The sequence below is a fragment of the Sphingomonas sp. GW821-FHT10F11 genome, from assembly GCF_058809095.1.
In genome coordinates this window covers 454,395-478,346 of sequence record NZ_JBXASH010000001.1, presented here as the reverse complement: position 1 = coordinate 478,346, position 23,952 = coordinate 454,395, and the positions used below count along the sequence as shown (strand labels likewise).

Below are 23,952 nucleotides of genomic sequence, written 5' to 3'. Positions count from 1 at the left end.
TGCGCGCCTACTAAAGACTCAGGGGCGCTTCGTTGGAGCAAGGTTCGAGGCATCGAGCCTTGCTGCCCCACCCCCAACCCCTCCCCGAAGGGGGAGGGGCTTTTACTGGTTCAGCGGGAAATCGGCACGTACGTCAGAACACGCATCGCTTCCATGATCGGCCCTTCGTACCGCGCCGGGCAGATATCGGTGCCGATCGCCCAGGCCATGATATCGACATCCTGTTCCTCAAGCAGCTCCTCGAACAGATCGATCTCCGTGTCGCTCCATCCGGACGAGGCGGCGTCGCAGAAACCGCCGATCAGCAAATCGGCTTCTTTGGTGCCGCGGTGCCATGCACGGAAGTGCAAGCGTTTCAGGCGGGTCTCTCGATCCATATATTTCCAACGGCAATTGGCCGGCGGTGCTTGGAGCAACCGTCGGCTGGGACTAGGTAAGGCCCAGATAGTCATGCGGCCCGATATCCTCAATCCATTGTTCGCCGAGATCACGGCATTGAAAGGCGTCGGCCCCGGGCTGGCCAAGCCGCTGGACAAGCTCGGCCTGCACCGCGTGCTCGACATGGCCTTCCATCTGCCGACCGGCTGGATCGACCGGGTGCCGCGCGAAGAGCTCGACATGGCCGATGCCGGGCGGACGATCGCAATCACCCTGACCGCGGTCGAACACCGGTCGGGCAACGGACGCGGGCCGGCCCGAGTGCGGGCGGTCGATGGCAAGGGCAACTATATCAGCCTGGTCTATTTCGGCGGGCATCCGGGCTGGTCGAAGAAATTGCTGCCGACCGGTGAGCCGCGCCGCGTGTCGGGACGGCTTGAGATGTACGGGCAGGAATTGCAGATGGTCCATCCGGACTATGTGCTGCCGCTCGACGAGGCGCCGGATGTGGGCGAGCGCGAGGCGATCTATCCGCTATCGGAAGGGATCACCTCGCGGCGCATGGGGCAGTTGACCGCCCAGGCGGTAGAACGGGCACCCGATTTGCCTGAGTGGATCGAGCCGGGGCTTTTGGCGAAACATGGCTGGCCGTCGTGGCGCGAGGCGCTGGCCCGGGTCCACGCCGATCCCTCCGACGCCAGAGCGAAGGAGCGGCTGGCCTATGACGAGCTGTTCGCCAACCAGCTCGCGCTGATGCTTGTGCGGCAATCCTCCAAGGCGCGGCGGGGTAGGGCGCTCGCCGGCGACGGGCGGCTGCGCGATGCGCTGGAGCTGCCTTACACGCTGACCGGCGCGCAGGCACGGACGGTGCGCGAGATCGAGGGGGATCTGCAACAGTCCCAGCCGATGCTGCGCCTGCTGCAGGGCGATGTCGGTTCGGGCAAGACGCTGGTCGCGGCGATGGCGCTGCTGATGGCGGTCGAAGCCGGGGCGCAGGGCGCCCTGCTGGCGCCGACCGAGATCCTCGCGCGCCAACATTACGACACGCTCCGTCGCCAGCTCGGCGGCTTGTCGGTCGAGATCGCGGTGCTGACCGGGCGCGACAAGGGGCGCGTGCGCGAGGCGACGCTGATGGGGCTTGCCTCGGGCGCGATCCACATCCTGATCGGCACCCACGCGATCTTCCAGGAGGCAGTGACCTACAAGGACCTTGCCCTGGTCGTCGTGGACGAACAGCACCGTTTCGGCGTGGCGCAGCGCATGATGCTCCAGGCCAAGGCCGACAGGCCGCCGCACCTGCTGGCAATGACCGCGACGCCGATCCCGCGCACCCTGACCTTGGCCAATTATGGCGAGATGGACGTCAGCCAGCTCGACGAGATGCCGCCGGGGCGTCAGCCGATCGAGACGCGCGTCATCTCCGAGGAGCGACTGCCCGAGATCGTCGATGCGCTGGCGCGGCATCTGTCGGATGGCGGGCAGGCTTATTGGGTATGCCCGCTGGTCGAGGAAAGCGAGAAGAGCGACCTCGCCGCCGCCGAAGACCGGGCGGAGACGCTCCGCGCAAGGTTCGGCGATCGGGTCGGGCTGGTGCATGGCCGGATGAAGGGGCCGGAAAAGGACGCGGTGATGGCGGATTTCGCCGGCGGGCGGACCGGCGTGCTGGTCGCGACGACGGTGATCGAGGTCGGCGTCGATGTACCCAACGCCACTTTGATCGTAATCGAGCATGCCGACCGGTTCGGGCTGGCTCAGCTCCACCAGTTGCGCGGGCGCGTCGGACGTGGGAGCGGGCGGTCGATCTGCCTGCTGATCCGGGGCAATCAGCTCGGCGAGACGTCACGCGCAAGGTTGGCGCTGATGCGCGAGACCAATGACGGTTTCCGCATCGCCGAGGAGGATCTGCGGCTGCGCGGGGCAGGCGAGCTGCTCGGGACGAAGCAATCGGGCGAGGCGGGGTTCAGGCTGGCGACGGCGGAAACGCTCGAGGCCCTGCTGCCGGCGGCGGCGGCCGATGCGCGGCTGCTGATCGATCGCGACGGCGGACTTGAAGGACCGCGCGGTCAGGCGGCGCGGACTGCCTTGTACCTGTTCGAGCGGGACGCGGGCGTGGCGTTGTTGCGTTCGGGCTGATCTCAGCGGGCGGTGGTTTCCCGGTTCAGCATCGTCACCAGCTCATAATAGCTTTCCAATCTGATCGGCTGTTCCAGCTCGCACCCGATCCGGCCGCCGAGCGACCAGCGGACCTCGGCCAGACACATGCCGATGACGGGCAACAGCACCTGGATGCGCACCCCCGCGGCAAGCACGGTTTCGCATCTTGCCATCAGGCCGTTGGAGGAGAGATCGACGATCACCAGTGACAATGGCTGGCCGGCGGGCCCGACGGCGCGGGTGCGGTGGCAGACGGAAATACGCTCGTCGACACGTTTGTCGGGGATATTATAGCGTTCCAAACCCATGGATATGTCCTCGGGACGGCGGCGAATACACGGCCGCGTACCCTCAATGGCTTGGTCCGGACGCGTTTAACGCCGTGTTGTCCTGCGACTAAGGGATTTCCCCGTGTCGAAGGAAAGCACCGTGTTGAAGCCGGGCCATTCCTTGCGACGATCGGGCGCGAGGTCCTTCGTCGCCCGCCAGGGTTCCTTGCCGAAGCGCGTCATGTCGCCGACGCGCCCGAGCAGGGTGAAGCGGTCGAACACGAACGGCACGCCTTCGGCACCGAGCAGCGAATTGGCCCCGGCCAGGTGAAAATGAAGATGCGGCCCGGTCGTATCACCGGTGAAGCCGAGCGCGCCGATCACCTGCCCCCGGCGAACCCGTTCGCCCGTCCTGACCCGCACGCTGCCGGGGCGCAGATGTTCGTAAAAGGCGATCTGGCCGCCCTGTAGGCGCAGCGCGATATAATTGCCGGCTCCCTCGCCAAGGGGGTGGGGTGAGTTGCGCGAGATCTGCGCGCTCTCGGCCGCATCGTTGCGTTGACCGACGATGACGCCATCCGCCACCGCGAGCACAGTGTCGCCATAGCCGAACGCCTCGCTTGTTCTGTCCGCGTCTCCGGCGGTGGTGCGGCCCTGAGCGTCGAGCTTGATGAAATCGATCGCATAGCGGCCGGGAAGGCGGGCCTGCCCATCGATCGTGTAGAAGACCCGCCGATGACCGCGTGGCCAGTCAGGGTCATGGATCGCGGCCCAGAGGCCGCTCGCCAGGGGTGGTCCGAGCATGACGGGCGGCGCAGCCTCGACCTTCAGCGCCGCGCTCCCGGTCGTGAAAACGGCATCGCTCCCTGCCACGCCATAATCGACGACATGGCGAAGCGCGCCGGGAACTGCCATTGATGGCACATTGGCCTCGACGAACAGCACGGCGCGCTGCCCCGGCGCGATGGCGCCTTTCTGGCCTGAAACCAGCGTCAGGCGCTGGTCAAGTGCGGCGCCCACGAAGTCGGCAAGGATCCGGCCTGCCGGATCGACGACGCGGATTCGTTTCACCGTCAGGCTATCGCGGCTGAAATTCGTGAGATGCAGCTCGTAGGTAAGCTGACTCTCGCCCTGGAGCGGTACCGGCGTCGGCGGTTGCGGTACGGAGAGGTCGAACGATTGCTTCAGTGCGGGAGCCGGTCCGAGATCGTCCGCCCGCGCGACTGCGCAAAGGGTGACAAGGCCAGGCACCAGCCACCGGATCGGTCGTTTCATCGGGAAGAGCCGCATGATCGGCCCTGGGTCGCACGCCGGCATGCGCGGTTCAACCGCGCATCACCGCCCGCGCAGCAGCACCGCGAGCAGGTCGTAATAATCGGCCAGTTCGATCGTCTCGTCGAGTTCGCAACCGATTCTGCCGCCGAGCAGCCAGCGAATCTCGGCCGAGACGACGCCCACCACCGGCAGCGTAATCGTCAGCCGGTCCCCGATCTTGTACGGCGCATCGCACCGCGCCATCAGGCCCAGCGCGGAGATATTGACGATCAGCAGGTTCACCGGGCGCGCATCGGGACCGAAGGCGCGCGTACGGAAATGCACCTCGTCACGCGGCGTGCCGCGCTCGTCCACCGGTCTCGCATTCCCGAATGCCGCCATTGCTCACTCCCTACGAGCACCAAGGCTACACCGCAGGAGTAAATCCGCTCGAAACGAAACTGTTTAACGACACCTTGCGCCGTTCACGAAGCGCTTGTGTTTCAAAGGCTTGGGCCGGGAGCTTAGGTATTAACCCTCGTCCGCGACAAGAATCCCGTGATGCTTCTTGCCTGCGGCGATACGCACCGGCTCGGCACCGACCCGGATGCTCAGCGCCTCATCGGTCACCTTGTCCGCCCCGACGCGCGCCCCGCCGCCCTTGATCAGCCGCCGCGCCTCGCCCTTCGACGCGCACAGGCCGAGCGCGACCAGGGCATCGACAAGCGTGATCTCGCCGCCCGAGACCATATGGGTTGGCAGTGCCCCCCCAGCCGAGCCCTCTTCGAAAGTGCGGCGCGCGGTTTCGGCCGCCTCGACGGCAGCTTCGGCGCCGCGGCACAGGCTGGTGGCGGCATCCGCCAGGATCTTCTTGGCATCGTTGATCTCGGCGCCCTGCAGCGCCTCGAGCCGGGCGATCTCGTCGAGCGGGATGTCCGTGAACAGGCGCAGGAAGCGGCCGACATCGCGGTCGTCGGTGTTCCGCCAGAACTGCCAGTAATCATAGGCAGAGAGCTGATCCGCGTTGAGCCAGACCGCGCCGTTCGCCGTCTTGCCCATCTTCGCGCCGTCGGCAGTGGTGATCAGCGGCGTGGTCAGCCCGAACACCTCGCTGCCGTCGATGCGACGCGTCAGCTCGATGCCGTTGACGATATTGCCCCATTGGTCCGATCCGCCGAGCTGAAGCCGGCAGTCGATCCGCCGTGACAGCTCCAGGAAATCATAGGCCTGGAGGATCATATAGTTGAATTCGAGGAAGGTCAGCGGCTGCTCGCGATCGAGCCGCAGCTTCACCGAATCGAAGGCGAGCATGCGGTTGATCGTGAAATGGCGCCCAACGTCGCGCAGGAACGGGATATATTCCAGCGCGTCGAGCCAGTCGGCATTGTTGACCATGACGGCGTCGGTCGGCCCGTCCCCGAAGGTCAGGAAGCGTTCGAACACGCCACGGATCGAGGCGATGTTGCCGGCGATCGCGGCATCGTCGAGCAGCTTGCGCGATTCGTCCTTGCCCGACGGATCGCCCACCTTGGTGGTGCCGCCACCCATCAGCACGATCGGCTTGTGTCCGGCCTGCTGCATGCGGCGGAGCATCATGATCTGAACCAGGCTGCCGATATGCAGCGACGGCGCGGTGGCGTCGAAACCGATATAACCGGGCACGACCTGCTTGCTCGCAAGCGCATCGAGGCCGGCGGCATCGGTGAGCTGATGGATGTAACCGCGCGTCGAGAGCAGGCGGAGCAGATCGGAGGAGAAGTCGGTCATGATGCGGCGGCGCTTAGCATCGGTGGGCGCATGTCGCTAGCGCGGCGGCAATTGTCCGAGCGGATCGACCGGCGTGCGCCCCTTGCGCATCTCGAAATGCAGTTCCGGCCGGTCCGCCAGACCCGAATCGCCCGAAGTCGCGATCGTCTGGCCCTTTTTCACCGACTGGCCGCGCTGGACGAGCAGCTGGCTGGCATGGCCGTAGACGGTGGTCCAGCCATCGCCATGTTTCAGGATCACCAGCCCGCCGAGATTGGCCACCTCATTGCCGGCATAGGCGACCACGCCGTCGGCGGCGGCGAGGATCGGCGTGCCCAGCGGCGCTGCGATCTTGATGCCGTTATAGCGCTCGCCACTCGCGCCGGGCCCGAAGCGGGCGACGATATTGCCCCTGAGCGGCCAGGCAAAGGCGCCGCGCAGCCGCGCCGGCTCGGCCAGGGCGGCGGATGAGGGGAGGACTCGAGCCGGCGAGCTGGTCGGTCTGGCCGGGCGCTGGTTGGTGGCAAGCGCCGGCTCGCCGCCGGTCACGATATCGTCGACGTCGAGACGGAAGGCCGCGGCGCGCTCCGCCACCGTCTGCGGACCGCCCGGGATCAACACGCGCATGCCGACGCGCAACGTATAGGGCTCGCTCAGGTCGTTCGCGGAAATGATCCGCGACCAATCGACCCCGTAAGCGCGCGCGATCGCAATGCCTGTCTCGCCCGCGCGGACCAGATGATAGCGGCCGGCCGGAATGGCGAGGCGCTGGCCCGCCCGGATCACGAACGGCGCGGCCAGGCCATTGGCGCGGGCGATCGCTTCGGATCCGGCACCGGTGCGGTCGGCGATGCCGCGCAGCGTATCGCCGGGTTGGACGACATAGGTGCTGGCACCGATCGTCTGCGCCGTGGCGCTGACTGGACGTGCCTGCCAGGCAGGCGGCGCGGTGACGGGGCTGCGCACATCGTCATCGACGCTCTGGCGCTCATAGGGAATCGGCGGCGGTCCGTAGGAGGGATCGGCCGACTGGCTTTGCGGGATGCAGCCGGCGAGAAGCGCAAGCAGGATCACAGGCATGACGTGGCGCGCGCGACTGTCGTGAAATCCCCCCATGCGCCCCCCTTAGCTATAGGCGGCTTCAAGCATAGCTAGTGATTCCACATGTGTCAGGTCGAGATGCAGCGGCGTCACTGCGACATAGCCGTCGGCGACTGCTTCGAGGTCGGTCGAATGCGCCGGCGTCTCTACCGTCGGTCCAAGCGCGAACCAGTGATATTCATAGCCGCGCGGATCGCGATTGGTGACGATCTGCAGCCGCCCGTAATCGCGCAGGCCCTGGTTCGCGACGCGGATGCCCTTGACCGCATCGGCCGGTCCGGCGGGGAAGTTGACGTTGACCAGGGTACGCGGCGCGAGTGGGGCATCGATCAGCGGGCGCAGCGCACGCTCGCCCCAGGCGGCGGCTGCCTCGAACGGCACGGTGTCGCCCATGCCCTCGCGCGAATAGACCTGGCTCAGCGCGATCGAGCGCACGCCGGCAAGCGCGCCCTCCATCGCCGCCGAGACGGTGCCGGAATAGGTGACGTCCTCGGCCAGGTTGGCGCCGCGATTGACGCCCGACAGGATCAGGTCCGGCGGGCTGTCCTTCATGATCCGCGCCAGCGCCATCATTACGGCATCTGTCGGCGTGCCCGAAACGGCGAATCGCCGGTCGGAGAAGCGCCGTACCCGGATCGGCCGGGTCAGCGTCAGCGAATGGCCAGCGCCCGATTGTTCCTCGGCCGGCGCCACGATCCAGATATCGTCGGAAAAGGCCGAGGCGATCTCCTCCAGCACCTTGAGACCGGGTGCGTGATACCCATCGTCATTGGTGAGGAGGATCCGCATCAGGCAGGTTCCAGCCGGTTGAGACCGCGCAGATAGGGCTGGAGCACGTCGGGGATCGCAACCGACCCGTCCTCCTGCTGGTAATTCTCCAGCACGGCAACGAGCGTGCGCCCGACCGCGAGGCCCGATCCGTTGAGTGTATGGACGAACCGAGTCGCCTTCTCGCCTTCCGGCCGGTAGCGCGCATTCATGCGCCGCGCCTGGAAGTCGGTGCAGGTCGAGCAGCTCGAAATCTCGCGATAGCGGCCCTGGCCGGGCAGCCACACTTCGAGGTCGTAGGTGCGCGCGGCGGTGAAACCCATGTCGCCAGTGCACAGCTTCATGCGGCGGAAGGGCAGGCCGAGCGCGGTCAGGATGCCCTCGGCGCACGCCGTCATCCGCTCATGCTCGGCCTCGGAGGCGTCTGGCGTGACGATCGAGACCATCTCGACCTTCTCGAACTGGTGCTGGCGGATGAACCCGCGCGTGTCGCGGCCCGCGGCGCCCGCCTCGGAGCGGAAACAGGCGGTGAGCGCGGCAAAGCGCAGCGGCAGCTCGGCCTCGGTGAGGATCTTCTCGCGGACGATGTTGGTCAGCGACACCTCGGCGGTCGGGATCAGCCAGCGGCCGTCGGTGGTGCGAAACATGTCCTCCGCCGCCTTGGGCAACTGGCCGGTGCCGAACACGATCTCGTCCTTGACCAGCAGTGGCGGCACGACCTGCTCGTAACCATGGCCGTCGCAGAGCTGATCGAGCATGAATTGCCCGAGTGCACGGTGGAGCCGCGCCGCGGCGCCGCGCACCAGAGTGAAGCGCGCACCGGCCAGCTCGACGCCGGTTTCGAAATCAAGGCCCAGCGCCGGACCGATCGCATCATGCTCTTTCGGCGCGAAGGCGAAGGTTCCTGGTGTGCCACGCTCGGCGACAAGGGCATTGTCGTCCTCGTCTGCGCCATCGGGCACGTCGGCGAGCGGCAGGTTAGGCAGGATGGCGAGCTTGCCGTGCAATTCGTCGCCCAGCGCCTTCTCCTCGGCCTCGATCGCTGGCAGGCGCTCCTTGAGCGCGGCGACCTCGGTCATCAGCGTGGCGGCAGTCGCTTCGTCCTTCGACGCCTTGGCGGCGCCGATCGCCTTCGATGCCTCGTTGCGGCGGGCCTGGCCGGCCTGCGCCTCGGTGATCAGCGCGCGGCGGCGTTCGTCCAGGGCGACCAGGGCGTCGGCCACCGGCGCAACCCCGCGGCGGGCAAGGGCGGCGTCGAAGGCGGCGGGATTTTCACGGATCAGGCGGATGTCGTGCATGGCGGCAGGCTATGGCGACGGCTCGGCGCGCGCGCAACCCGTGGCGCCAGCGATCAAGGTCGCCTAACAAACAAAAAGGCCCCGGGGTCGAACCGGGGCCTTTCCGAATACCGAGGCTGAAGATCAGGCCGTAGCAACGTCCTTTTTGGCGAAGCGCTTGCGCGCAACCAGGGCCGCCGCCGCCGCACCGAACAACAGGACCATCGGCGGAGCGGGAACCGGTGCCGGCGGGCCACCGCTCGATCCGGTCGAGCCGCTGCTGCCATGATGGCCGCTGCTGCTCCAGCCGCCGTTGGAGCTCCAGCCGCTGCTCGTGCTCCAGCCCTTGCTGCTCGATCCATGGCTGGACGAGCCGTAGCTGGAAGAGCTGGTGCTGCCGCTCGTGCTTGACCCGTTGGAGGAGCTCGACGTGCTGGTGCTCGATCCGTTCGACGAACTCGACGTGCTCGACGAGGTGGAGGAGGACACGCCGCTCGACGTGCTGGTCGACGAGGAAACGCCGCTCGACGTGCTCGACGAGGTCGAGGACGAGACACCGCTCGAGGTGCTGGAAGAGACGCCGCTCGAGGTGGACGACGAGGAGCCGCCGGTCGACGACGTGCTGGTGCTGGAGACGCCGCCGGTGCTGGTCGAGGTCGACGAACCGCCGGTCGAAGTCGAAGAGCCGCCGGTCGAGGTGGATGAACCACCGGTCGAGGAACCGCCGGTCGAGGTCGAGGTGGAGCCGCCGCTCGATGTCGACGAGATGATGATGCCGCTGCTGCCACCGCCCGAAGAGCCGCCGCCGAAGAAGCCGCCCGCGAAGAAGCCGCCACCGCCGCCAAAACCGCCGCCGCCACCGACCACCGCCGCGGCACCGCCGCCACCGCCGCCCGAAACCATCGGCATCTCGCCGCTGGAGCCGGCAAAGCTGGGGGGCAGGGGGATCGGGGCACCCTGGCTGGTGACCGTGACGACCGCGGGCGGGCAGGTCGCGCGGGTCTGAGTCACGACTCGGCGGACGCGGCTCGCCTTGCGCGCGGCTACCTTGGTGCGAACGACTCGCTTGGCCGCCTTTTGCTGATAGACCTGACGGGTCTGGGTTTGTTCGGCGACATGCACCGCGCCGCCGCCGACCAGGGCACCGCCGCATGTGCAGGCACATAGTTTAGCCAAGGCCATCCGCACGGACATGTTCGTCACTCTTTCGCTATCGGTCCCAAGATGAGCCAAATCATCTGGCCATCCCGGCACCTGACGTGTCGCTATTCAGCAAAGTGCCGAACAAAGAATTAAGTTCAAGCGCATTAACCAAGCTTTAGAGGGGCTTTGGACGATTTTCGGCGGTTACCTCGCCATTGTTTTGGTTAACGTACCGTGATGGTACGGCTTCATGGTTAAGGCCGCTGGTCTATCTGGGTGAGCGTTAACACTTTCGACTCCTGGCGCGAGGAGAGCAGGCCAATTCACGAAAGTGCAATGTGCGCATGGCTAAGGGCGTTTCCGGCAGGGTCGGCCATAGTTTTGAAAGGCCTTGCTTGTGATGCCCGGGCGGCATGGCTATAGGCCCGCTCGGGATGGGACGGCGGTGAAGGTGCTCCATGGCATCGATCGCCGCTGGGAGAGTGGGATGGCGACGGTCTTGAATCGATTGGACGAATCCGAAAAGTTTCAGCCGCCCGCGGGCGAGGGTGGTGACGGCTATCGGCCTAATGCCGAGGAGCCCTTCATGAACCCGCGTCAGCAGGCATATTTCCGCGACAAGCTGCAAGCCTGGAAGGAAGCGATCCTGCGCGAAGCCGCGGGCACGCTCTCGCAGCTCCAGGTCGATTCGCTGCGCGAGGCCGACCTGACCGATCGCGCGTCGAGCGAGACCGACTGGTCGATCGAGCTGCGCACCCGCGATCGCCAGCGCAAGCTGATCTCCAAGATCGATGCGGCGCTCAGGCGAATCGAGGAAGGCGAATATGGCTATTGCGAGGTAACTGGCGAGCCTATTTCGCTCGCCCGCCTCGAGGCCCGGCCGATCGCGACGATGACGGTCGAGGCGCAGGAACGCCACGAACGGCACGAGAAAGTTTCTCGCGAAGATTGATTTCTCCTGCCGTTCTTTAAGCGATTGGATACGGTTCGGCGGCTATCGTCCGCTGAACGGAGGTCGTTTCGAGCGTTACGATGGACCAATTTTCTCAAGATCCTTACAACGCGGTTGCCGGCGAAGACGGCGCGCACAATCGGAACGAGGCGCGTGACAGCCTCTTCCTGATGGCGGACATGCGCGTGCCGGGATCGCCCGACCCGATCCAGGTGCGCGTGCGTAACCTGTCTGCCGGCGGGCTGATGGCCGAGTTCCCCAGCGGCCTTGATCAAGGGACGCCGGTCGAATTCGATGTTCGGGGAATTGGCTGGGTGCCTGGCCGGGTAGCCTGGTCGGCCGCCGGGCGTATCGGAGTCGCGTTCGATCGGCAGATCGATCCGATGCTGGCCCGCAAACCGGTTGGGTTGGGCGGACAGACGCCGGTCTTCGTGAAGCCGGTGCTTCGCCGCCGATAGATGGCCGTCGGAAGCCCCGCGCGGGTATCCCCGCGCGAGGCGCTCGATGCCTTACAGCGCCGACATTTCCTCTTTTACGCGCAATTTCTGCTTCTTTAGCGCCGCCAGGGTCGCGAAGTCGGGCAAGGGTCGCTGCGACTCGGCACTGATCTTGCGATCGAGCACGGCATGCTTGGCCTCGAGGGCCGAAAAATGCGCGGTCTGCATGGAAGCGTTCCTCCTACATTGCTGGGCGGGGTATGGAGTAGAACACGCTCGTCCTTAATTGTCTTCCCCATATTTGGACGGAATCGACATGCCGAAGGTATTTCCGCGACGGCATGTTTTTGCGGCTCGCGGGGGTGGTGCAATTTGCTAAGGGCGGTTGTGTGAACGGGGAACCCATGGACGACACGCAAATCGCCAAGCGTCTGGAAATCCTGCGTATCGAGCATCGCGACCTCGATTCAGCGATCGCCGCGCTATTGGAGACCGGCTCGAGCGATCAACTCCAGATCGCGCGCTTGAAGAAGCGCAAGCTGCGTCTGCGCGACGAGATCGCCATGCTCGAGGACCAGATGATCCCCGACATCATCGCCTGAGTCGCAACGACTCGGGCGCCGATCCTTAATTGGGACGGCAGCGCACCCGACTCGATCAATAGCGGTGTCGCTGACGCGAACATTATGGCACCTAGTTCGACCATGACCGGGAGGAACATGAGCGAACCACGCATCCATCGACGGCTGATCGACACGCTCTACATCGACGCGATGGTGCTGGCCGACGAGGCGCGCGGGTATTTCGACCAGGGCGGCAAGGCGGATCGCGACCAGCTGGATCCGATGGCGCGCGTTTCCTTCTCTTGCGAATCGCTCAAGGTCACCACGCGGCTGATGCACGTCATCGCCTGGCTGCTGACTCAGCGCGCGGTCGATTCGGGCGAGATGGCGCCGCGCGACGCGCTCGACCCTTCCCGGCGCCTCGGCCCGGCGCCGGTCAGCGAAAAGGAAGCGGTCGAGGCGATGCCGCTGACCGCGCAGGCGCTGATCGAGGCGAGCACCGAACTCTATCGCCGCGTCGCGCGGCTCGATCAGGCCCAGGCCGCCAACGACGCCGCCGACAGCCCGGCCCGCTCCATGCTGGAGCGCCTGGCGGCGGCTTTCTGACCTAAACTCCCTCTCCCACAAGGGGAGAGGGAAAAGGTAGAGTGCGCTTAACTCAAACCCCCAACCTTGCCCGCGCCGCCAGATACTCCCGCTCGAGCCGGTCAACGCGCACCGCGACCGATTCGACCCGGTCTACCACGCCGATGCCCTGGCCCGATCCCCAGATGTCCTTCCACGCCTTGGCCTTGCTGCCATTGCCGCCGCCGAAGTTCATCGTGCTCAGATCGCCCTCGGGCAGATTGTCGGGGTCCATGCCGGCCGCGACGATCGATCCGCGCAGATAATTGCCGTGCACCCCGGTGAAGAGGTTCGAATAGACGATGTCGGCCGCCTTGCCCTCGACGATACCCTGCTTGTAGCGGTCTTCCGCATTGGCTTCCTCGGTCGCGATGAACGGCGATCCGATATAGCCGAGGTCGGCGCCCATCGCCTGCGCCGCCAGCACCGCGTCACCGGTCGCGATCGACCCGGACAGCGCGAGCGGCCCGGTGAACCATTGGCGGATTTCCTGGATGATCGCGAAGGGCGATAGCCGTCCGGCATGCCCGCCCGCGCCGGCTGCGACGGCAATCAGGCCGTCCGCGCCTTTTTCGATCGCTTTCCGGGCAAACCGGTCATCGATGATGTCATGCAGCGTAATCCCGCCCCAGCCATGCACCGCCTGGTTGAGATCCTCGCGCGCGCCGAGCGAGGTGATCACGATCGGCACCTGCCATTTGGCGCAGGTCGCCAGGTCGGTCTCGAGCCGCTCGTTGGAGCGATGGACGATCTGGTTGACCGCGAAGGGCGCCGCCGGTCGATCGGGATGGTCGCGATTATGCTGCGCCAGCTCCTCGGTGATGCGGTGCAGCCATTCGTCAAGCAGACCCTGTGGCCGGGCGTTGAGTGCCGGAAAGGCCCCGACGATTCCCGCCTTGCATTGGGCGATCACCAATTCGGGACCGGAGATGATGAACAGCGGGGACCCGATCACGGGCAGCCGCAGGCGATCGAACAAGGGCGGAAGGCTCATCTGCGTTTCATAGCGCAACTGATTTCGCTGTCCAGCGAGGCGCGATTTGCCTTCACCGGCCAATGCCTTATTAGGCCAACACACCGGGATACATTATATCTGCATTCGGAGTCCCTTTTCATGAAATTCGTTATCGCGTCGCTGCTGCTCGGCGTTTCCACGCCCGCCCTCGCGGTGGGCCAGCTCCCCGCCAATGTCGCCCCCATCGCCTATGACATCACCGTCAAGCCCGACGCGAAAGCGATGACCTTCAGCGGCACCGAGACGGTGACGATCCAGGTCAAGCAGGCGACCGCCACGATCGTGCTCAACGCGGTCGATCTGAAGCTGGGCAAGGTCACCTTCGACGGGAAGGATATGCCCTTCACCATCGACGACACCAGTCAGCAACTGACCGTGACCCTGCCGGCCCCCGCGAAGGTTGGCACGCACAGGATGACCTTCGCCTGGGACGGCAAGATCGGCACCACCCCCGCCGGCCTCTTCGCGATCGATTACAGCAACGAGGACGGATCGACCTCGCGCATGCTGGCGACTCAGTTCGAGGCGCCCGACGCGCGCCGTTTCGCGCCGATGTGGGACGAGCCGATGTTCAAGGCAAAGTTCACGCTCAGCGCCGTCGCCCCGGGCGACCAGACGGCCTTTTCGAACATGCCCGCCGCCACGGTGACCAAGCTCGCCGACGGCACCAAACGCTATACCTTCCAGCAGTCGCCGGCGATGTCGAGCTACCTGCTGTTCCTCGGCATGGGCGATGTCGAGCGCAAGACGGTGATGTCGGGCAAGACCGAGATCGGCGTCATCACCCGGCGCGGCGTGGTCGACCAGGGCGATTATGCGCTGGCCGAGGCGAAGCGCCTGCTGACCTATTACAACGACTATTTCGGCCAACCCTATCCGTTGCCGAAGCTCGACATGATTGCCGGCCCCGGCTCGAGCCAGACCTTCGGCGCGATGGAGAATTGGGGTGCGATCTTCTATTTCGAGCCCGAATTGCTGTTCGACCCGAAGCGCGCGACGCAGAGCGGGCGCGAGCGCATCTTCACCGTCGTCGCGCACGAGATGGCGCATCAATGGTTCGGCGATCTCGTCACCATGTCCTGGTGGGATGATCTCTGGCTCAACGAAGGCTTCGCCTCCTGGATGGAGAGCCGGTCGAGCCGCGACCTGAACCCGAGCTGGGACGCAGCCGCGACCGCGGTGGCGTTCGACCGCGAAGCCGGGCTCGGCCTCGATGCGACGTCCGCCACCCATCCCATCATCCGCCATATCGAGACGGTCGATCAGCTCGGCGATGCGTTCGACACCATCACCTACCAGAAGGGGCAGGCGGTGATCGGCATGCTCGAATCGACATTGGGCAGCGACGTGTTCCGCAAGGGCATCCGCAGCTATATGGCGAAGCACAAATACGGAAATACGGTGACGGATCAGCTCTGGGCCGAGCTATCCGCCGCGGCGGGCAAGCCCGTTGCGGACATCGCTCATGATTTCACGCTGCAGGGCGGTGTACCGCTGGTAAAGCTGACCGGCGCGACCTGCACCGGCACCACCACCCAGGCGACCCTGTCTCAAGGCCGGTTCGGGCTGGACGCCCCGTCGAAGCAGCCGCAGACGTGGCGCGTGCCGCTGACGCTCGGCCCGATCGGCGGCCCGGCGACCAGCACGATCGTGCAGGGCGCGGCGCCGACCAATGTCGCGGTGCAGGGCTGCGGCACGCTCGTCCTCAATCGCGACAAGGGGAGCTATGTCCGCGTTCAGTATGACGATGCGAGCCATGCCGCGATCGTCAAGGATTTCAGCAAGATGGCGCTGACCGACCAGGTCGGCACGCTCGGCGACGATTTCGCGCTCGGGCTGAGCGGCGACCAGTCGCTCGACCGTTATTTCGCGGTACTGGCGGCCGTGCCGGTCGATGCGAGCCCGCTCGACTGGTCGGTGATCGCGGGCGATCTCGGCTCGATCAACAATCTGTTCCAGGGGACCCCGCTCGAAGCGCCGCTCCGCGCCCGCACCATCCAGGTGCTGTCACCGGTGATGAAGCGAGTCGGCTTCGAGGTGCAGCCGGGCGAATCGCCGCTCGTCACCAATTTGCGCGAGACATTGGTCGGGCGGCTCGGCTTCAGCGGCGATCCCGACGTTGCGGCCAGGGCGCGCGCCTATGTGGCAGCGCTCGCGACCGATCCGAACGCGATCCCGCCGGCGATCCGCACCCCGATCCTGGGTGTCTACGCCGCCAATGCCACGCCGGCCGAGTGGGAGGCGCTGCTCGCCATCGCCAAGGCCGAGAAGAATCCGGTGGCGAAGAACACCTATGTCCGCCTGCTCGGGAATGCGCGCGACGATGCCCTTGCGCAGCGGGCGCTCGACCTGCTGAAGACCGACACCTTCACCGCGCCGCAAAACGCGTCGCTGATCCGTGCCGTGGCCACTCGGCATCCGGAAATGGCGTTCGATTACGGGGCCGCCAACATGGATCTGGTCAACGGGTTCATCGAGGCAGGGGCGCGTCCGGGTTTCATCGTGTCGCTGGGCGCGCCGTCCAACGATCCGGCGATGCCGGCGAAGATCACCGCTTATGCCGAAAAGAACCTGCCCGAGGCGTCGCGCGCCGGCGCCGCCAAGGCGCTCTCGGCGATTTCGGTGCGCAAGCAGGGCGCGGACCGTGTACGGGCCGACGTGGCGAAATGGGTGGGGGCGGGAAACTGACCCCATCCGGGGTCGCCTGAGCTGGGGCGCTGATCGTCTCTTCGGATATAGAGACGAGAAGGAGTGACACCATGACCCCATCGGCCCGCGTCCAGGCGGCGATCGACCTGCTCGACTCGATCGCCGCCGCCGCCCGCGATTCCGGCGCGGCGGCGGATACGCTGATCGCCCGCTATTTCGCCGAACGCCGCTATGCCGGCAGCAAGGACCGGCGCGCGGTGCGCGAACTGGTCTATGCCGCGATCCGACGGCTCGGCGAGCGGCCCGAGAGCGGTCGCGCGGCGATGCTGGCGCTCGCTGCGACCGATCCGGAGATTGCTGCCCTGTTCGATGGTGTCGGCCACGGCCCCGCGGCGATCGGCGTGACCGAAAAGGCGGCCACACCCGGCACGGCGCCCGAATGGATTCTGTCCAAGCTGCGCGAGTCAGGCCTCGACGGCGAGGAGCTTCCCGCCTTGATCGATCGCGCGCCGCTCGATGTCAGGATCAACTGGCTCAGGGACGCACCGGACCCGATCGAGGGCGCCGAGCCGATCCCGGGCCTGCCCGATGCTCTGCGCCTGCCATCGGGCACCAATATCGAGACGCTCCAGGCCTATCAGGACGGCGCGATCGAGGTGCAGGACGCCGGCAGCCAGATCGTCACGCTCGCGGCCAAGGCCATCCCGGGCATGCGCGTCGTCGATCTCTGCGCGGGCGCGGGCGGCAAGACCCTCGCGCTCGCGGCGCTGATGGGCAACGAAGGCGCACTTCTCGCGACCGACACCGATCGTGCGCGCCTCTCGCGCCTGGCACCGCGCGCGGCGCGCGCAGGCGCCACCATCGTCGAGACCCGGCTGCTCAACCCCGGCCATGAGACGGAGATGCTGGCGGACTGGTCGGAGAGCGCCGATTGCGTCCTGATCGACGCGCCCTGTTCGGGCACCGGTACCTGGCGCCGCAACCCCGAGGCACGCTGGCGGCTAACCCCGGATCGGATCGAACGGCTCACCCGCACCCAGCGCCACGTCCTCGACATCGGCGCTGCGCTGGTGAAGCCGGGCGGCGCGCTGGTCTATATCGTCTGCTCGCTGCTCGATGAGGAAGGGGCGGGGCAGGTTTCGGCGTTCCTCGTCGACCATCCCGAATGGACCGCCGATACGCTCGCACTTCCCGCCGGCCGTACGCATGGCGCTGGTGTCCGGCTCACCCCGGCGCACGACGCCACGGACGGATTTTTTGTCGCAAGACTGCAACGCGCATGCTAGCCAAGCGCATTGTGCCGAAGCTGGAGTTGATCATGCGTTATTCGTCCGTCGCCGCCGCTGCCGCGCTGACGCTTCTTGCGATCTCCACGTCCCTGCACGGCCAGCGCCCCGACGATCAGATCGACCCGCGCTCGATGGCGCTGCTCGCCAAGGGCAAGGCGGCGCAGGCGTCCGGCAATCTCGACGCCGCGACCGACGCGCTCGAATCCGCGTTGGCGGTCGATCCGCGCAACCGCGTCGCCTTCATCACCTTGGGCCAGGTTGCCGAAGCGCGCGGCCTGCCCGGCAAGGCGATCCGCCTGTACCGCGAGGCGTTGCTGCTCGAACCCAATGACGTCTCGGCATTGAAGGGGCAGGGCGAGGCGCTCGTCGCCAAGGGAGCCGTCGCCCGGGCGAAGGACAATCTCGCCAGAATCCGCACCATCTGCGGCAAGACCGGCTGCGCCGACGCGACCGTGCTGGCCGCGACGATCGCCAAGGGCCCGCCGATCGCGACTGCGTCGGTCGAGGTGCCAGCGGTAAAGGCGGCGGGTAAGGAATAAGGCTGCGGCTTCGGGATTGATGATTCCCTCACCGTTCGTTTCGAGCGAAGTCGAGAAACATTGATGGAGCGCTAAGCCAGGTTTCTCGACTTCGCTCGAAACGAACGGAGGTGGAAATAACCGCGGCGATGAAGTCACGCCTAGCTCAGCACCTTCGCCAGCGCCACGAATTCCGCCACGCTGACCGTCTCGGCCCGCCGAGTCGGCTCGATCCCCACCGTCTTCAGCGCATCCAGCGCCCCATGCAGCGATTTCAGGCTCTGCCGCAGCATCTTGCGCCGTTGGCCGAACGCCGCGCCCGTCAGCCGCTCAAGCACGCCGAAATCCACCCCCGGCGGCGCCTCGTCCGGCGTGATGTGCACCACCGCCGACATCACCTTGGGCGCGGGAGTGAAGGCCGACCGGTGCACCGGCATCGCCAGCTTTGCGCCACTGCGCCACTGCGCCAACACCGCCAGCCTGCCATAATGGTCGTCGTCGGTCTTCGCGACGATTCGCTCGGCGACCTCCTTCTGGAACATCAGGGTCAGGCTCCGCCACCATGGCATCCAGTCGGCCGACAGCCAGCGCACCAGCAAGGCCGTGCCGATATTGTACGGCAGGTTGGAGGCGATATGCGGCTTGCTCTCGAACAAGGGCGCGGCGTCGATCTCCAGCGCATCTCCCTCGATCACGCGCAGCCTGCCCGGATAGACCTCGCCGAGTTCGGCGAGCGCCGGGATGCAGCGCCGGTCGCGCTCGATCGCCGTCACCTTCGCGCCGGCCGCGAGCAATGCCCGGGTCAGGCCGCCCGGCCCCGGGCCGATCTCGAGCACCTCCGCATCGGTCAGGTCGCCCGGGATCCGCGCGATCCGCGCCAGCAACTGCGCATCGAGCAGGAAATTCTGCCCAAGCGCCTTGCTCGCATTGAGCCCGTGACGCGCAATGACGTCCCGTAACGGCGGTAACGAAGGGGGGGGAGGGGTCACGCCCCCGCTGCGGCGCGGCGCTCCGCGGCGCTTGCGGCAAGGCGGATCGCGGCGATGGTCGCGCCCGGTTCGGCCTGGTCCTTGCCGGCGATCCCGAAGGCGGTGCCATGGTCGGGCGAGGTGCGCACTATCGGCAGGCCGAGCGTGATGTTCACGCCCTCGTCGAAATGCAGCGTCTTCAGCGGCACCAGCGCCTGGTCGTGATAGCAGCACAGCGCTGCGTCATAGGTGGCGCGGGCGCGGCCGTGGAACATGGTGTCGGCGGCGAACGGGCCGGTCGCGTCGATCCCTTCCTCGCGCAATATCTCGATCGCGGGGATGATGAAGTCGATTTCCTCCCGCCCGATCGCGCCGCGCTCGCCGGCATGCGGATTGAAGCCGGCAAAGGCGAGCCTCGGGATCAATATCCCGAAATTGCGGATCAGTCCGCGCGCCGTGGCTCGGCCCTTGGCGACGATCAGGTCAATCGAGAGCAGCCCGGAAACGCTCGACAGCGGGACATGCGTGGTGATCGGCACGACGCGCAGGCTTGGGCCCGCCAGCATCATCACGGCATTCTCGCCGGCAATGCCGCAACGTTCGGCGACGAACTCGGTCTGGCCCGGATGCGTAAAGCCGATCTGGTAGAGCTGGGCCTTGGAAACCGGCCCCGTCACCAGCGCGCGGGCAGTGCCTGACCGGGCGAGCCCGGCAGCGATCTCAAGCGCATGCAGCGCACAGCGCGCGCCGTCGACATCGGGCGTGCCGGGCGTGATCTCGCCGCCATCCTGGACATTGAGCACCGGGAGCGCGATGGCGAACACCTCATTCGCCTCGGCCGGATCGAAGATGCGTTTGACGGGCCCGGACCACACCGCGCCGATCGCGCGCGCATCGCCCACCGCAAAGAAGGGCGCGAGCTGCTCCTTCTCGCGCGCGGCCCAGGCCTTGGCGATCACTTCGGGGCCGATTCCGGCAGGATCGCCCATGGAAACCGCGAGCGGGGCGATCATCGCGAGGATACCCCCTTAGCGATATTCGATCACCGCATCGCGGCGAAGATCGCGCAGCACGCCCTGGGCGCGCAAATTGACACGCGCCTGCTCGATCTGGGTCTGAACCTGCTCTGCCTGGGGCGCGGCGGCGGTCTGCGGATCGTCGCGGCCGCACAGCACCAGCGTACGCACGCCCTCGGTGGGCGAGCCGAACCAGGGGGTCGCCTCGCCGATCTGCATCTTCAGGATCATCTCCTGCAGGCGCACCGGCAGGTCGCGCGCCTTGACCGACGCGTTGTCGACCACTTCGGCGTTCAGCTCGGCCGCGACCTTCGCCACATTGCCGCACCCGCGCATCTCGCGCGTCGCCGTTTCCAGCGCCGACACCCGGCTGGTTGCCGATGCCTGGGTGGTGCCTTCCGGGAATTTCACAGTGAGCTGCTTCAGGGTGAGCTGCGCGTCGCGCGGATCGGCCATCAGCACCTGCCGCTTGTCGACCAGATAGAGGATGGAGAAGCCGCCCGGCACCTCGATCGGCCCGGCGACTTCGCCGACGCCCATCTTCTGCGAGGCTTCGGACAGGCTCGCGGGCAGATAGGTAAGCTGGCTGGTGCCGAGCCAGCCGAGATCGCCCTGGGTGCTGCGCGTCGAGGCTTCGGAAAATTGGGTATAATATTCAAAGGGTTTTCCACCCTTTTCAATATCCTGAATCATCTGGCGCATATTGTCGAAGACCTGCTGGGCGCGGTCAGGACCGGCCGAGAGATAGATCTCCTTCAGATGATATTCGTTGGTGCCCTTGGCTGCATTGATGCGGTCGATGGTGCTTTTGACCTCCTCCTCGCCGACATTGACGAAGGGCTCGACACGGCGGCGGAGGAAGCGGTTCCAGGCCAGGTCGGCCTCGATCTGGCGCCGCAACGATCGGTCGGACGATCCGATGCTGCGCAGATAGGCGCGCATGTCGGGCACCGACTTGCCGAACTGCTGCGATACGCGGGCGAAGCTCTGGTCGATCTCGTCCTTGGTGATCGTGATCTCGTTGGTCTTGGCCTGCTGGATCTGCAGCGTCTCGTCGATCAGGCTGCGCAGCACCTGCAGCTTGAGGCGCTCCTGGTCTTCCGGGCTCAGCTTGAGCTGGTTGGCCGCGACGATCAGGTTGATGCGCTGATCGACATCGGTGCCGGTGATCACCGTCTCGTTGACGATCGCGGTCGCCTTGCGGACGTTCGGATCGAGCTTGCCGAAGATCTGCATGTTCTCGGGGATGTTGAGCCCCACGGCAGGCACGCTGTTGTCGCTCACCGTCTGCGCCGGCAGGCCGCTGGTTGTCGCGACGATCGCCAGCAATCCCGCGCCGGCCAGGCCGATCCTGCGGCCGATACCGGCCGCCTTGTTCATCGAAGTCATCACGTTTTCAAAATCCCATCCCGCGCCGTTGCGACCCGGCTATCGTCCATCGTTGCTGAACCCGCGCTTAGCGGGCCAGATCGCCGTCCGATCTTCTTGAAGCTCAGTTTGCTGGAGTATCGTCTAGCGCCCCAGATTCTTGAACGCCAGTGACAACAGGAAGCTGTTGCCGCTCCTGGCGTCGCCGGTGTCTTCGTAATTGCGCCGCCAGGTCAGCCCGATCCTGAGGCAATCATCCTCATATTGCACGCCGACGCGGTGCCGGATCGGATCGAATCCGTCGGACAGCGACAGCGGATCCTCGGCGCGGTTGGTCAGGTCGATCACGGTGGAACCGAACACCGACCAGAAGCGCGCCAACTGCACGCGACCCGCGACGCGGGCCTCTTCGCGGTCCTGCAGATCCTCCGCCGTCGTCGCGATGTCGCGGTTGAGCCGGAGATAGCCGAGCAGCACATAGGTGCTGCGCGATCCGATCGTCGCGTCGATCTCATTGCGGCGTACCGCGAAATTGTCCTTGTCGAGCCGGTAGCGGTGCGTGATCGACACGAAATCGCGGAATCTGAGTTCGGTGCGACCGACGATATCGGAGGTGCGGTCGCTGAGACCGGTGCCCTGCGGGAAGATCGCGGGGCGGCTGTCCAGGCGATAGCTTTGCCCGACCGTCGCATCCAGCGAAAAGCCCGGCAGGTCGACTGCCCAGTCGACGCCATAGGTGAATCGCGTCGAATCCTCGAACCGGTCGTACCCGGCGAAGCGGTTGAGTGCGAACAGATTGGAATCTTCCAGATCCACCGCCCGCGCGTCCTCGTTGGGAATGCCGAGATTCTCGGTCTTCGGCGCGGCGACGATCTGGAAGCGCGGTGTCAGCCGCTGGGTGCCGCCCAGGAAGGATCCGATCAGCGGGTATTTGATGTCCACCGCCAGCGCGCCGATCGCCCGGGCCTGGAAGCCCTCGTCGCCGCGATAGCTGGTCACCGCGGTCGTCAGCGTGTCGTTGGCATTGTAGACGTCGCCGCGGGCATAGGCGGTGAAGGTCACTTCCTGGCCCCAGGGCGTGAGCTTGCGCAGGTCCCAGCGTGCACTGGCAAAGGCGCGCTGCGTGTCCTGGCCGGCCGTCCGCGTGATCGCCAGGCTGTTGAGCTGGAACTCGAACTTGCCGCCCAGCAGGCCGTCGTCCATGCGCCGGCGATAATCGATCTCGGGCAGAGCGATCGGCTGCAGGCCCTGCCGGTCGTTGACGCGCAGCGTCTGAACGAACCAGCCGGTCACCGCGAAATAGCTGTTGGGGTCGATCCGCTCGATCTTCGCCGTCGTGCGCAGGCGATCGTCGTTGGAGATGTCGTAGCGGCGCAGGAAGGTGCGGTCGGTGGTCAGCCGGAGCGATCCGCTGAGGCTCCAATTGGGATCGAGCTGATAGCGCGCGACCCCGTCGAGATAGCCGCGAAACGCCTGTTCGGTGCTGGTCGGATCGGTCGTCAGCAGGTCGTCGCTGCGGCGGCTGACCGTGCCATAGGCGCTGATCTTGAACGCGCCCTTCTCGTCGAGCGCGCTGTAATCCGCCTGGAGCATCGGCAGCACGTTGGTGAACACGCGCGGCGTGACGGTGAGCTGGCGATTGGGGCCGAGCTCGAAGAAATAGGGCTGGGCGAATTCGAAACCGTTGACGCCGTTGTAGCGGAAGGTGGGGCTGAGCAGTCCGGTCTCGCTCTCGCCGCCGGCGGGGTGCGAGAATTTGGGCAAGGGCAGGGTCGGCAGGCCGAACAGGTTGATCCGCGCGTCCTTGTAATAAATCCGGTTCTTCTCCGGCCGGTACACCACCTGCACGGCGGTGATCTTCCAGGACGGCTCTTTGGGGCAACCCGTGGCGGTGGTCACGGTGCACGGCGTATAGGCCGCGTCGTCCAGCGTCACCGTCTCGTCCAGCGCGCGCGTGCCGCGCCGCGCCGCGAGCCTGCCGCCGCGCTCGAGCACGACCAGCATGTTGTCGACCACACCGTCCTTCAGCGAATCGGTCAGCTCGATCGAATCGCCATAGGCGGTGTCACCGCCCGGATTGACTACGACGATGTTGCCGGACGCCATGACCTTGCCGGTCGTGCGGTTCCAGGTGACCTTGTCGGCGCGCAGCCGGTCTCCGCTGCGATACATGCGCACGTCGCCGGTCGCGATGACCGTGTCGCTGTCATTGAGATATTCGAGCTGCGCGGCGCTGAACTGCACCTGGTCGTCCGCCGCCTGGGTCTCGGCGGGCGGCGGCAGCGGAACGGCGGGGATTCGCATGTCCTGTCCAGACGCGGCCGTGCCGAGGCACAGCGCGAAGGGGAGGGCGCAGGTCGCGAGAAGATCGGAACGCTTCACGTTGGAAAAAACACCTCCCAGCGCGCCGGATGCGGTCGCGATGATGCCGCCCTATCGCACCCGACGCCCCGCCCTGCAATC

23 protein-coding genes are annotated in these 23,952 nt (G+C 66.2%); 9 read left to right on the top strand and 14 right to left on the bottom strand.

Translation table 11 applies throughout. The features are described from left to right. Window positions 1–110: 110 nt before the first annotated feature. A complete protein-coding gene (locus AC1RT8_RS02240) occupies window positions 111–377 on the bottom strand; it encodes an FAD assembly factor SdhE (protein ID WP_493073970.1) in 267 nt (88 codons plus the stop codon). A 73-nt stretch (window positions 378–450) separates the two neighbouring features. On the opposite strand from AC1RT8_RS02240, the gene recG reads away from it, so the two are divergent. Next, a complete protein-coding gene (gene recG / locus AC1RT8_RS02235; protein WP_493073969.1) occupies window positions 451–2,511 on the top strand; it encodes an ATP-dependent DNA helicase RecG in 2,061 nt (686 codons plus the stop codon). 2 nt (window positions 2,512–2,513) lie between these two features. On the opposite strand, the gene AC1RT8_RS02230 is transcribed toward recG, so the two are convergent. From AC1RT8_RS02230 to serS, 7 genes are all read right to left on the bottom strand, one after another. After that, window positions 2,514–2,840: a PilZ domain-containing protein gene (locus tag AC1RT8_RS02230; RefSeq protein WP_493073968.1), complete on the bottom strand. Its 327-nt coding sequence runs from the start codon at window positions 2,838–2,840 to the stop codon at window positions 2,514–2,516. A gap of 66 nt (window positions 2,841–2,906) precedes the next feature. Further along, entirely contained in the window at window positions 2,907–4,076 is a 1,170-nt protein-coding gene (locus tag AC1RT8_RS02225) for a M23 family metallopeptidase (RefSeq protein ID WP_493073967.1), read from the bottom strand. A 60-nt stretch (window positions 4,077–4,136) separates the two neighbouring features. Beyond that, on the bottom strand, window positions 4,137–4,457 hold the full coding sequence (locus AC1RT8_RS02220; protein ID WP_493073966.1) for a PilZ domain-containing protein: 321 nt from the start codon (window positions 4,455–4,457) through the stop codon (window positions 4,137–4,139). Window positions 4,458–4,586: 129 nt separating this feature from the next. Further along, on the bottom strand, window positions 4,587–5,822 hold the full coding sequence (gene tyrS / locus AC1RT8_RS02215; RefSeq protein ID WP_493073965.1) for a tyrosine--tRNA ligase: 1,236 nt from the start codon (window positions 5,820–5,822) through the stop codon (window positions 4,587–4,589). A gap of 36 nt (window positions 5,823–5,858) precedes the next feature. After that, window positions 5,859–6,881, bottom strand: coding sequence for a peptidoglycan DD-metalloendopeptidase family protein (locus tag AC1RT8_RS02210; RefSeq protein WP_493073964.1), 1,023 nt, complete (start codon window positions 6,879–6,881; stop codon window positions 5,859–5,861). A 45-nt stretch (window positions 6,882–6,926) separates the two neighbouring features. After that, a complete protein-coding gene (gene surE / locus AC1RT8_RS02205) occupies window positions 6,927–7,691 on the bottom strand; it encodes a 5'/3'-nucleotidase SurE (RefSeq protein ID WP_493073963.1) in 765 nt (254 codons plus the stop codon). Beyond that, the gene (serS, locus tag AC1RT8_RS02200) at window positions 7,691–8,968 is read right to left on the bottom strand and encodes a serine--tRNA ligase (RefSeq protein ID WP_493073962.1); all 1,278 of its coding nucleotides are present in this window, start codon (window positions 8,966–8,968) and stop codon (window positions 7,691–7,693) included. The genes surE and serS overlap by 1 nt, the downstream gene beginning before the upstream one ends. A gap of 370 nt (window positions 8,969–9,338) precedes the next feature. Here serS and AC1RT8_RS02195 point away from each other — a divergent pair, with 370 nt between their 5' ends. From AC1RT8_RS02195 to AC1RT8_RS02185, 3 genes are all read left to right on the top strand, one after another. Further along, a complete protein-coding gene (locus AC1RT8_RS02195; protein ID WP_493073961.1) occupies window positions 9,339–9,953 on the top strand; it encodes a hypothetical protein in 615 nt (204 codons plus the stop codon). Between the two features lie 624 nt (window positions 9,954–10,577). Continuing rightward, window positions 10,578–11,042: an RNA polymerase-binding protein DksA gene (gene dksA / locus AC1RT8_RS02190; protein WP_372854328.1), complete on the top strand. Its 465-nt coding sequence runs from the start codon at window positions 10,578–10,580 to the stop codon at window positions 11,040–11,042. A gap of 80 nt (window positions 11,043–11,122) precedes the next feature. Beyond that, the gene (locus AC1RT8_RS02185) at window positions 11,123–11,500 is read left to right on the top strand and encodes a PilZ domain-containing protein (RefSeq protein WP_493073960.1); all 378 of its coding nucleotides are present in this window, start codon (window positions 11,123–11,125) and stop codon (window positions 11,498–11,500) included. A gap of 51 nt (window positions 11,501–11,551) precedes the next feature. Here AC1RT8_RS02185 and AC1RT8_RS02180 read toward each other — a convergent pair whose 3' ends face one another. Continuing rightward, the gene (locus tag AC1RT8_RS02180) at window positions 11,552–11,707 is read right to left on the bottom strand and encodes a YdcH family protein (protein WP_493073959.1); all 156 of its coding nucleotides are present in this window, start codon (window positions 11,705–11,707) and stop codon (window positions 11,552–11,554) included. 176 nt (window positions 11,708–11,883) lie between these two features. Between AC1RT8_RS02180 and AC1RT8_RS02175 the strand changes: the two genes are divergently transcribed. Then, a complete protein-coding gene (locus AC1RT8_RS02175) occupies window positions 11,884–12,081 on the top strand; it encodes a YdcH family protein (protein WP_372854323.1) in 198 nt (65 codons plus the stop codon). 117 nt (window positions 12,082–12,198) lie between these two features. Next, entirely contained in the window at window positions 12,199–12,648 is a 450-nt protein-coding gene (locus tag AC1RT8_RS02170) for a DUF1465 family protein (RefSeq protein ID WP_493073958.1), read from the top strand. Between the two features lie 52 nt (window positions 12,649–12,700). Here the strand turns inward: AC1RT8_RS02170 and AC1RT8_RS02165 are convergent, their stop codons facing one another. Beyond that, on the bottom strand, window positions 12,701–13,660 hold the full coding sequence (locus AC1RT8_RS02165) for an NAD(P)H-dependent flavin oxidoreductase (protein WP_493073957.1): 960 nt from the start codon (window positions 13,658–13,660) through the stop codon (window positions 12,701–12,703). A 120-nt stretch (window positions 13,661–13,780) separates the two neighbouring features. On the opposite strand from AC1RT8_RS02165, the gene AC1RT8_RS02160 reads away from it, so the two are divergent. The 3 genes from AC1RT8_RS02160 to AC1RT8_RS02150 all read left to right on the top strand — a co-directional run bounded on the left by AC1RT8_RS02160 (window position 13,781) and on the right by AC1RT8_RS02150 (window position 18,158). Then, complete coding sequence (locus AC1RT8_RS02160) at window positions 13,781–16,369, top strand: M1 family metallopeptidase (RefSeq protein ID WP_493073956.1); 2,589 nt, start codon at window positions 13,781–13,783, stop codon at window positions 16,367–16,369. 71 nt (window positions 16,370–16,440) lie between these two features. Beyond that, entirely contained in the window at window positions 16,441–17,616 is a 1,176-nt protein-coding gene (locus AC1RT8_RS02155; RefSeq protein ID WP_493073955.1) for an RsmB/NOP family class I SAM-dependent RNA methyltransferase, read from the top strand. Window positions 17,617–17,648: 32 nt separating this feature from the next. Next, a complete protein-coding gene (locus AC1RT8_RS02150; RefSeq protein ID WP_493073954.1) occupies window positions 17,649–18,158 on the top strand; it encodes a tetratricopeptide repeat protein in 510 nt (169 codons plus the stop codon). A gap of 140 nt (window positions 18,159–18,298) precedes the next feature. On the opposite strand, the gene rsmA is transcribed toward AC1RT8_RS02150, so the two are convergent. The 4 genes from rsmA to AC1RT8_RS02130 form a co-directional block, all read right to left on the bottom strand. After that, entirely contained in the window at window positions 18,299–19,126 is an 828-nt protein-coding gene (gene rsmA / locus AC1RT8_RS02145; protein WP_493073953.1) for a 16S rRNA (adenine(1518)-N(6)/adenine(1519)-N(6))-dimethyltransferase RsmA, read from the bottom strand. Continuing rightward, window positions 19,123–20,118 (bottom strand): 4-hydroxythreonine-4-phosphate dehydrogenase PdxA, encoded by a 996-nt coding sequence (gene pdxA / locus AC1RT8_RS02140; protein WP_493073952.1) that lies wholly within the window; start codon window positions 20,116–20,118, stop codon window positions 19,123–19,125. The genes rsmA and pdxA overlap by 4 nt, the downstream gene beginning before the upstream one ends. Window positions 20,119–20,133: 15 nt before the next feature. Further along, window positions 20,134–21,510 (bottom strand): SurA N-terminal domain-containing protein, encoded by a 1,377-nt coding sequence (locus tag AC1RT8_RS02135; protein WP_493073951.1) that lies wholly within the window; start codon window positions 21,508–21,510, stop codon window positions 20,134–20,136. 123 nt (window positions 21,511–21,633) lie between these two features. Beyond that, on the bottom strand, window positions 21,634–23,871 hold the full coding sequence (locus AC1RT8_RS02130; RefSeq protein ID WP_493073950.1) for an LPS-assembly protein LptD: 2,238 nt from the start codon (window positions 23,869–23,871) through the stop codon (window positions 21,634–21,636). Between the last annotated feature and the right edge of the window lie 81 nt (window positions 23,872–23,952).

Excerpts from the sequence above, each read along its gene's own strand:
- AC1RT8_RS02210 (WP_493073964.1), bottom strand. The coding sequence starts at position 6,881 with ATGCCTGTGATCCTGCTTGCGCTTCTCGCCGGCTGCATCCCGCAAAGC.
- AC1RT8_RS02170 (WP_493073958.1), top strand. The coding sequence starts at position 12,199 with ATGAGCGAACCACGCATCCATCGACGGCTGATCGACACGCTCTACATC.
- AC1RT8_RS02225 (WP_493073967.1), bottom strand. The coding sequence starts at position 4,076 with ATGAAACGACCGATCCGGTGGCTGGTGCCTGGCCTTGTCACCCTTTGC.
- AC1RT8_RS02220 (WP_493073966.1), bottom strand. The coding sequence starts at position 4,457 with ATGGCGGCATTCGGGAATGCGAGACCGGTGGACGAGCGCGGCACGCCG.
- AC1RT8_RS02160 (WP_493073956.1), top strand. The coding sequence starts at position 13,781 with ATGAAATTCGTTATCGCGTCGCTGCTGCTCGGCGTTTCCACGCCCGCC.
- surE (WP_493073963.1), bottom strand. The coding sequence starts at position 7,691 with ATGCGGATCCTCCTCACCAATGACGATGGGTATCACGCACCCGGTCTC.
- AC1RT8_RS02230 (WP_493073968.1), bottom strand. The coding sequence starts at position 2,840 with ATGGGTTTGGAACGCTATAATATCCCCGACAAACGTGTCGACGAGCGT.
- AC1RT8_RS02155 (WP_493073955.1), top strand. The coding sequence starts at position 16,441 with ATGACCCCATCGGCCCGCGTCCAGGCGGCGATCGACCTGCTCGACTCG.
- AC1RT8_RS02240 (WP_493073970.1), bottom strand. The coding sequence starts at position 377 with ATGGATCGAGAGACCCGCCTGAAACGCTTGCACTTCCGTGCATGGCAC.
- AC1RT8_RS02135 (WP_493073951.1), bottom strand. The coding sequence starts at position 21,510 with ATGACTTCGATGAACAAGGCGGCCGGTATCGGCCGCAGGATCGGCCTG.
- AC1RT8_RS02180 (WP_493073959.1), bottom strand. The coding sequence starts at position 11,707 with ATGCAGACCGCGCATTTTTCGGCCCTCGAGGCCAAGCATGCCGTGCTC.
- dksA (WP_372854328.1), top strand. The coding sequence starts at position 10,578 with ATGGCGACGGTCTTGAATCGATTGGACGAATCCGAAAAGTTTCAGCCG.
- AC1RT8_RS02185 (WP_493073960.1), top strand. The coding sequence starts at position 11,123 with ATGGACCAATTTTCTCAAGATCCTTACAACGCGGTTGCCGGCGAAGAC.
- AC1RT8_RS02175 (WP_372854323.1), top strand. The coding sequence starts at position 11,884 with ATGGACGACACGCAAATCGCCAAGCGTCTGGAAATCCTGCGTATCGAG.
- recG (WP_493073969.1), top strand. The coding sequence starts at position 451 with ATGCGGCCCGATATCCTCAATCCATTGTTCGCCGAGATCACGGCATTG.
- AC1RT8_RS02150 (WP_493073954.1), top strand. The coding sequence starts at position 17,649 with ATGCGTTATTCGTCCGTCGCCGCCGCTGCCGCGCTGACGCTTCTTGCG.
- tyrS (WP_493073965.1), bottom strand. The coding sequence starts at position 5,822 with ATGACCGACTTCTCCTCCGATCTGCTCCGCCTGCTCTCGACGCGCGGT.
- AC1RT8_RS02165 (WP_493073957.1), bottom strand. The coding sequence starts at position 13,660 with ATGAGCCTTCCGCCCTTGTTCGATCGCCTGCGGCTGCCCGTGATCGGG.
- serS (WP_493073962.1), bottom strand. The coding sequence starts at position 8,968 with ATGCACGACATCCGCCTGATCCGTGAAAATCCCGCCGCCTTCGACGCC.
- pdxA (WP_493073952.1), bottom strand. The coding sequence starts at position 20,118 with ATGATCGCCCCGCTCGCGGTTTCCATGGGCGATCCTGCCGGAATCGGC.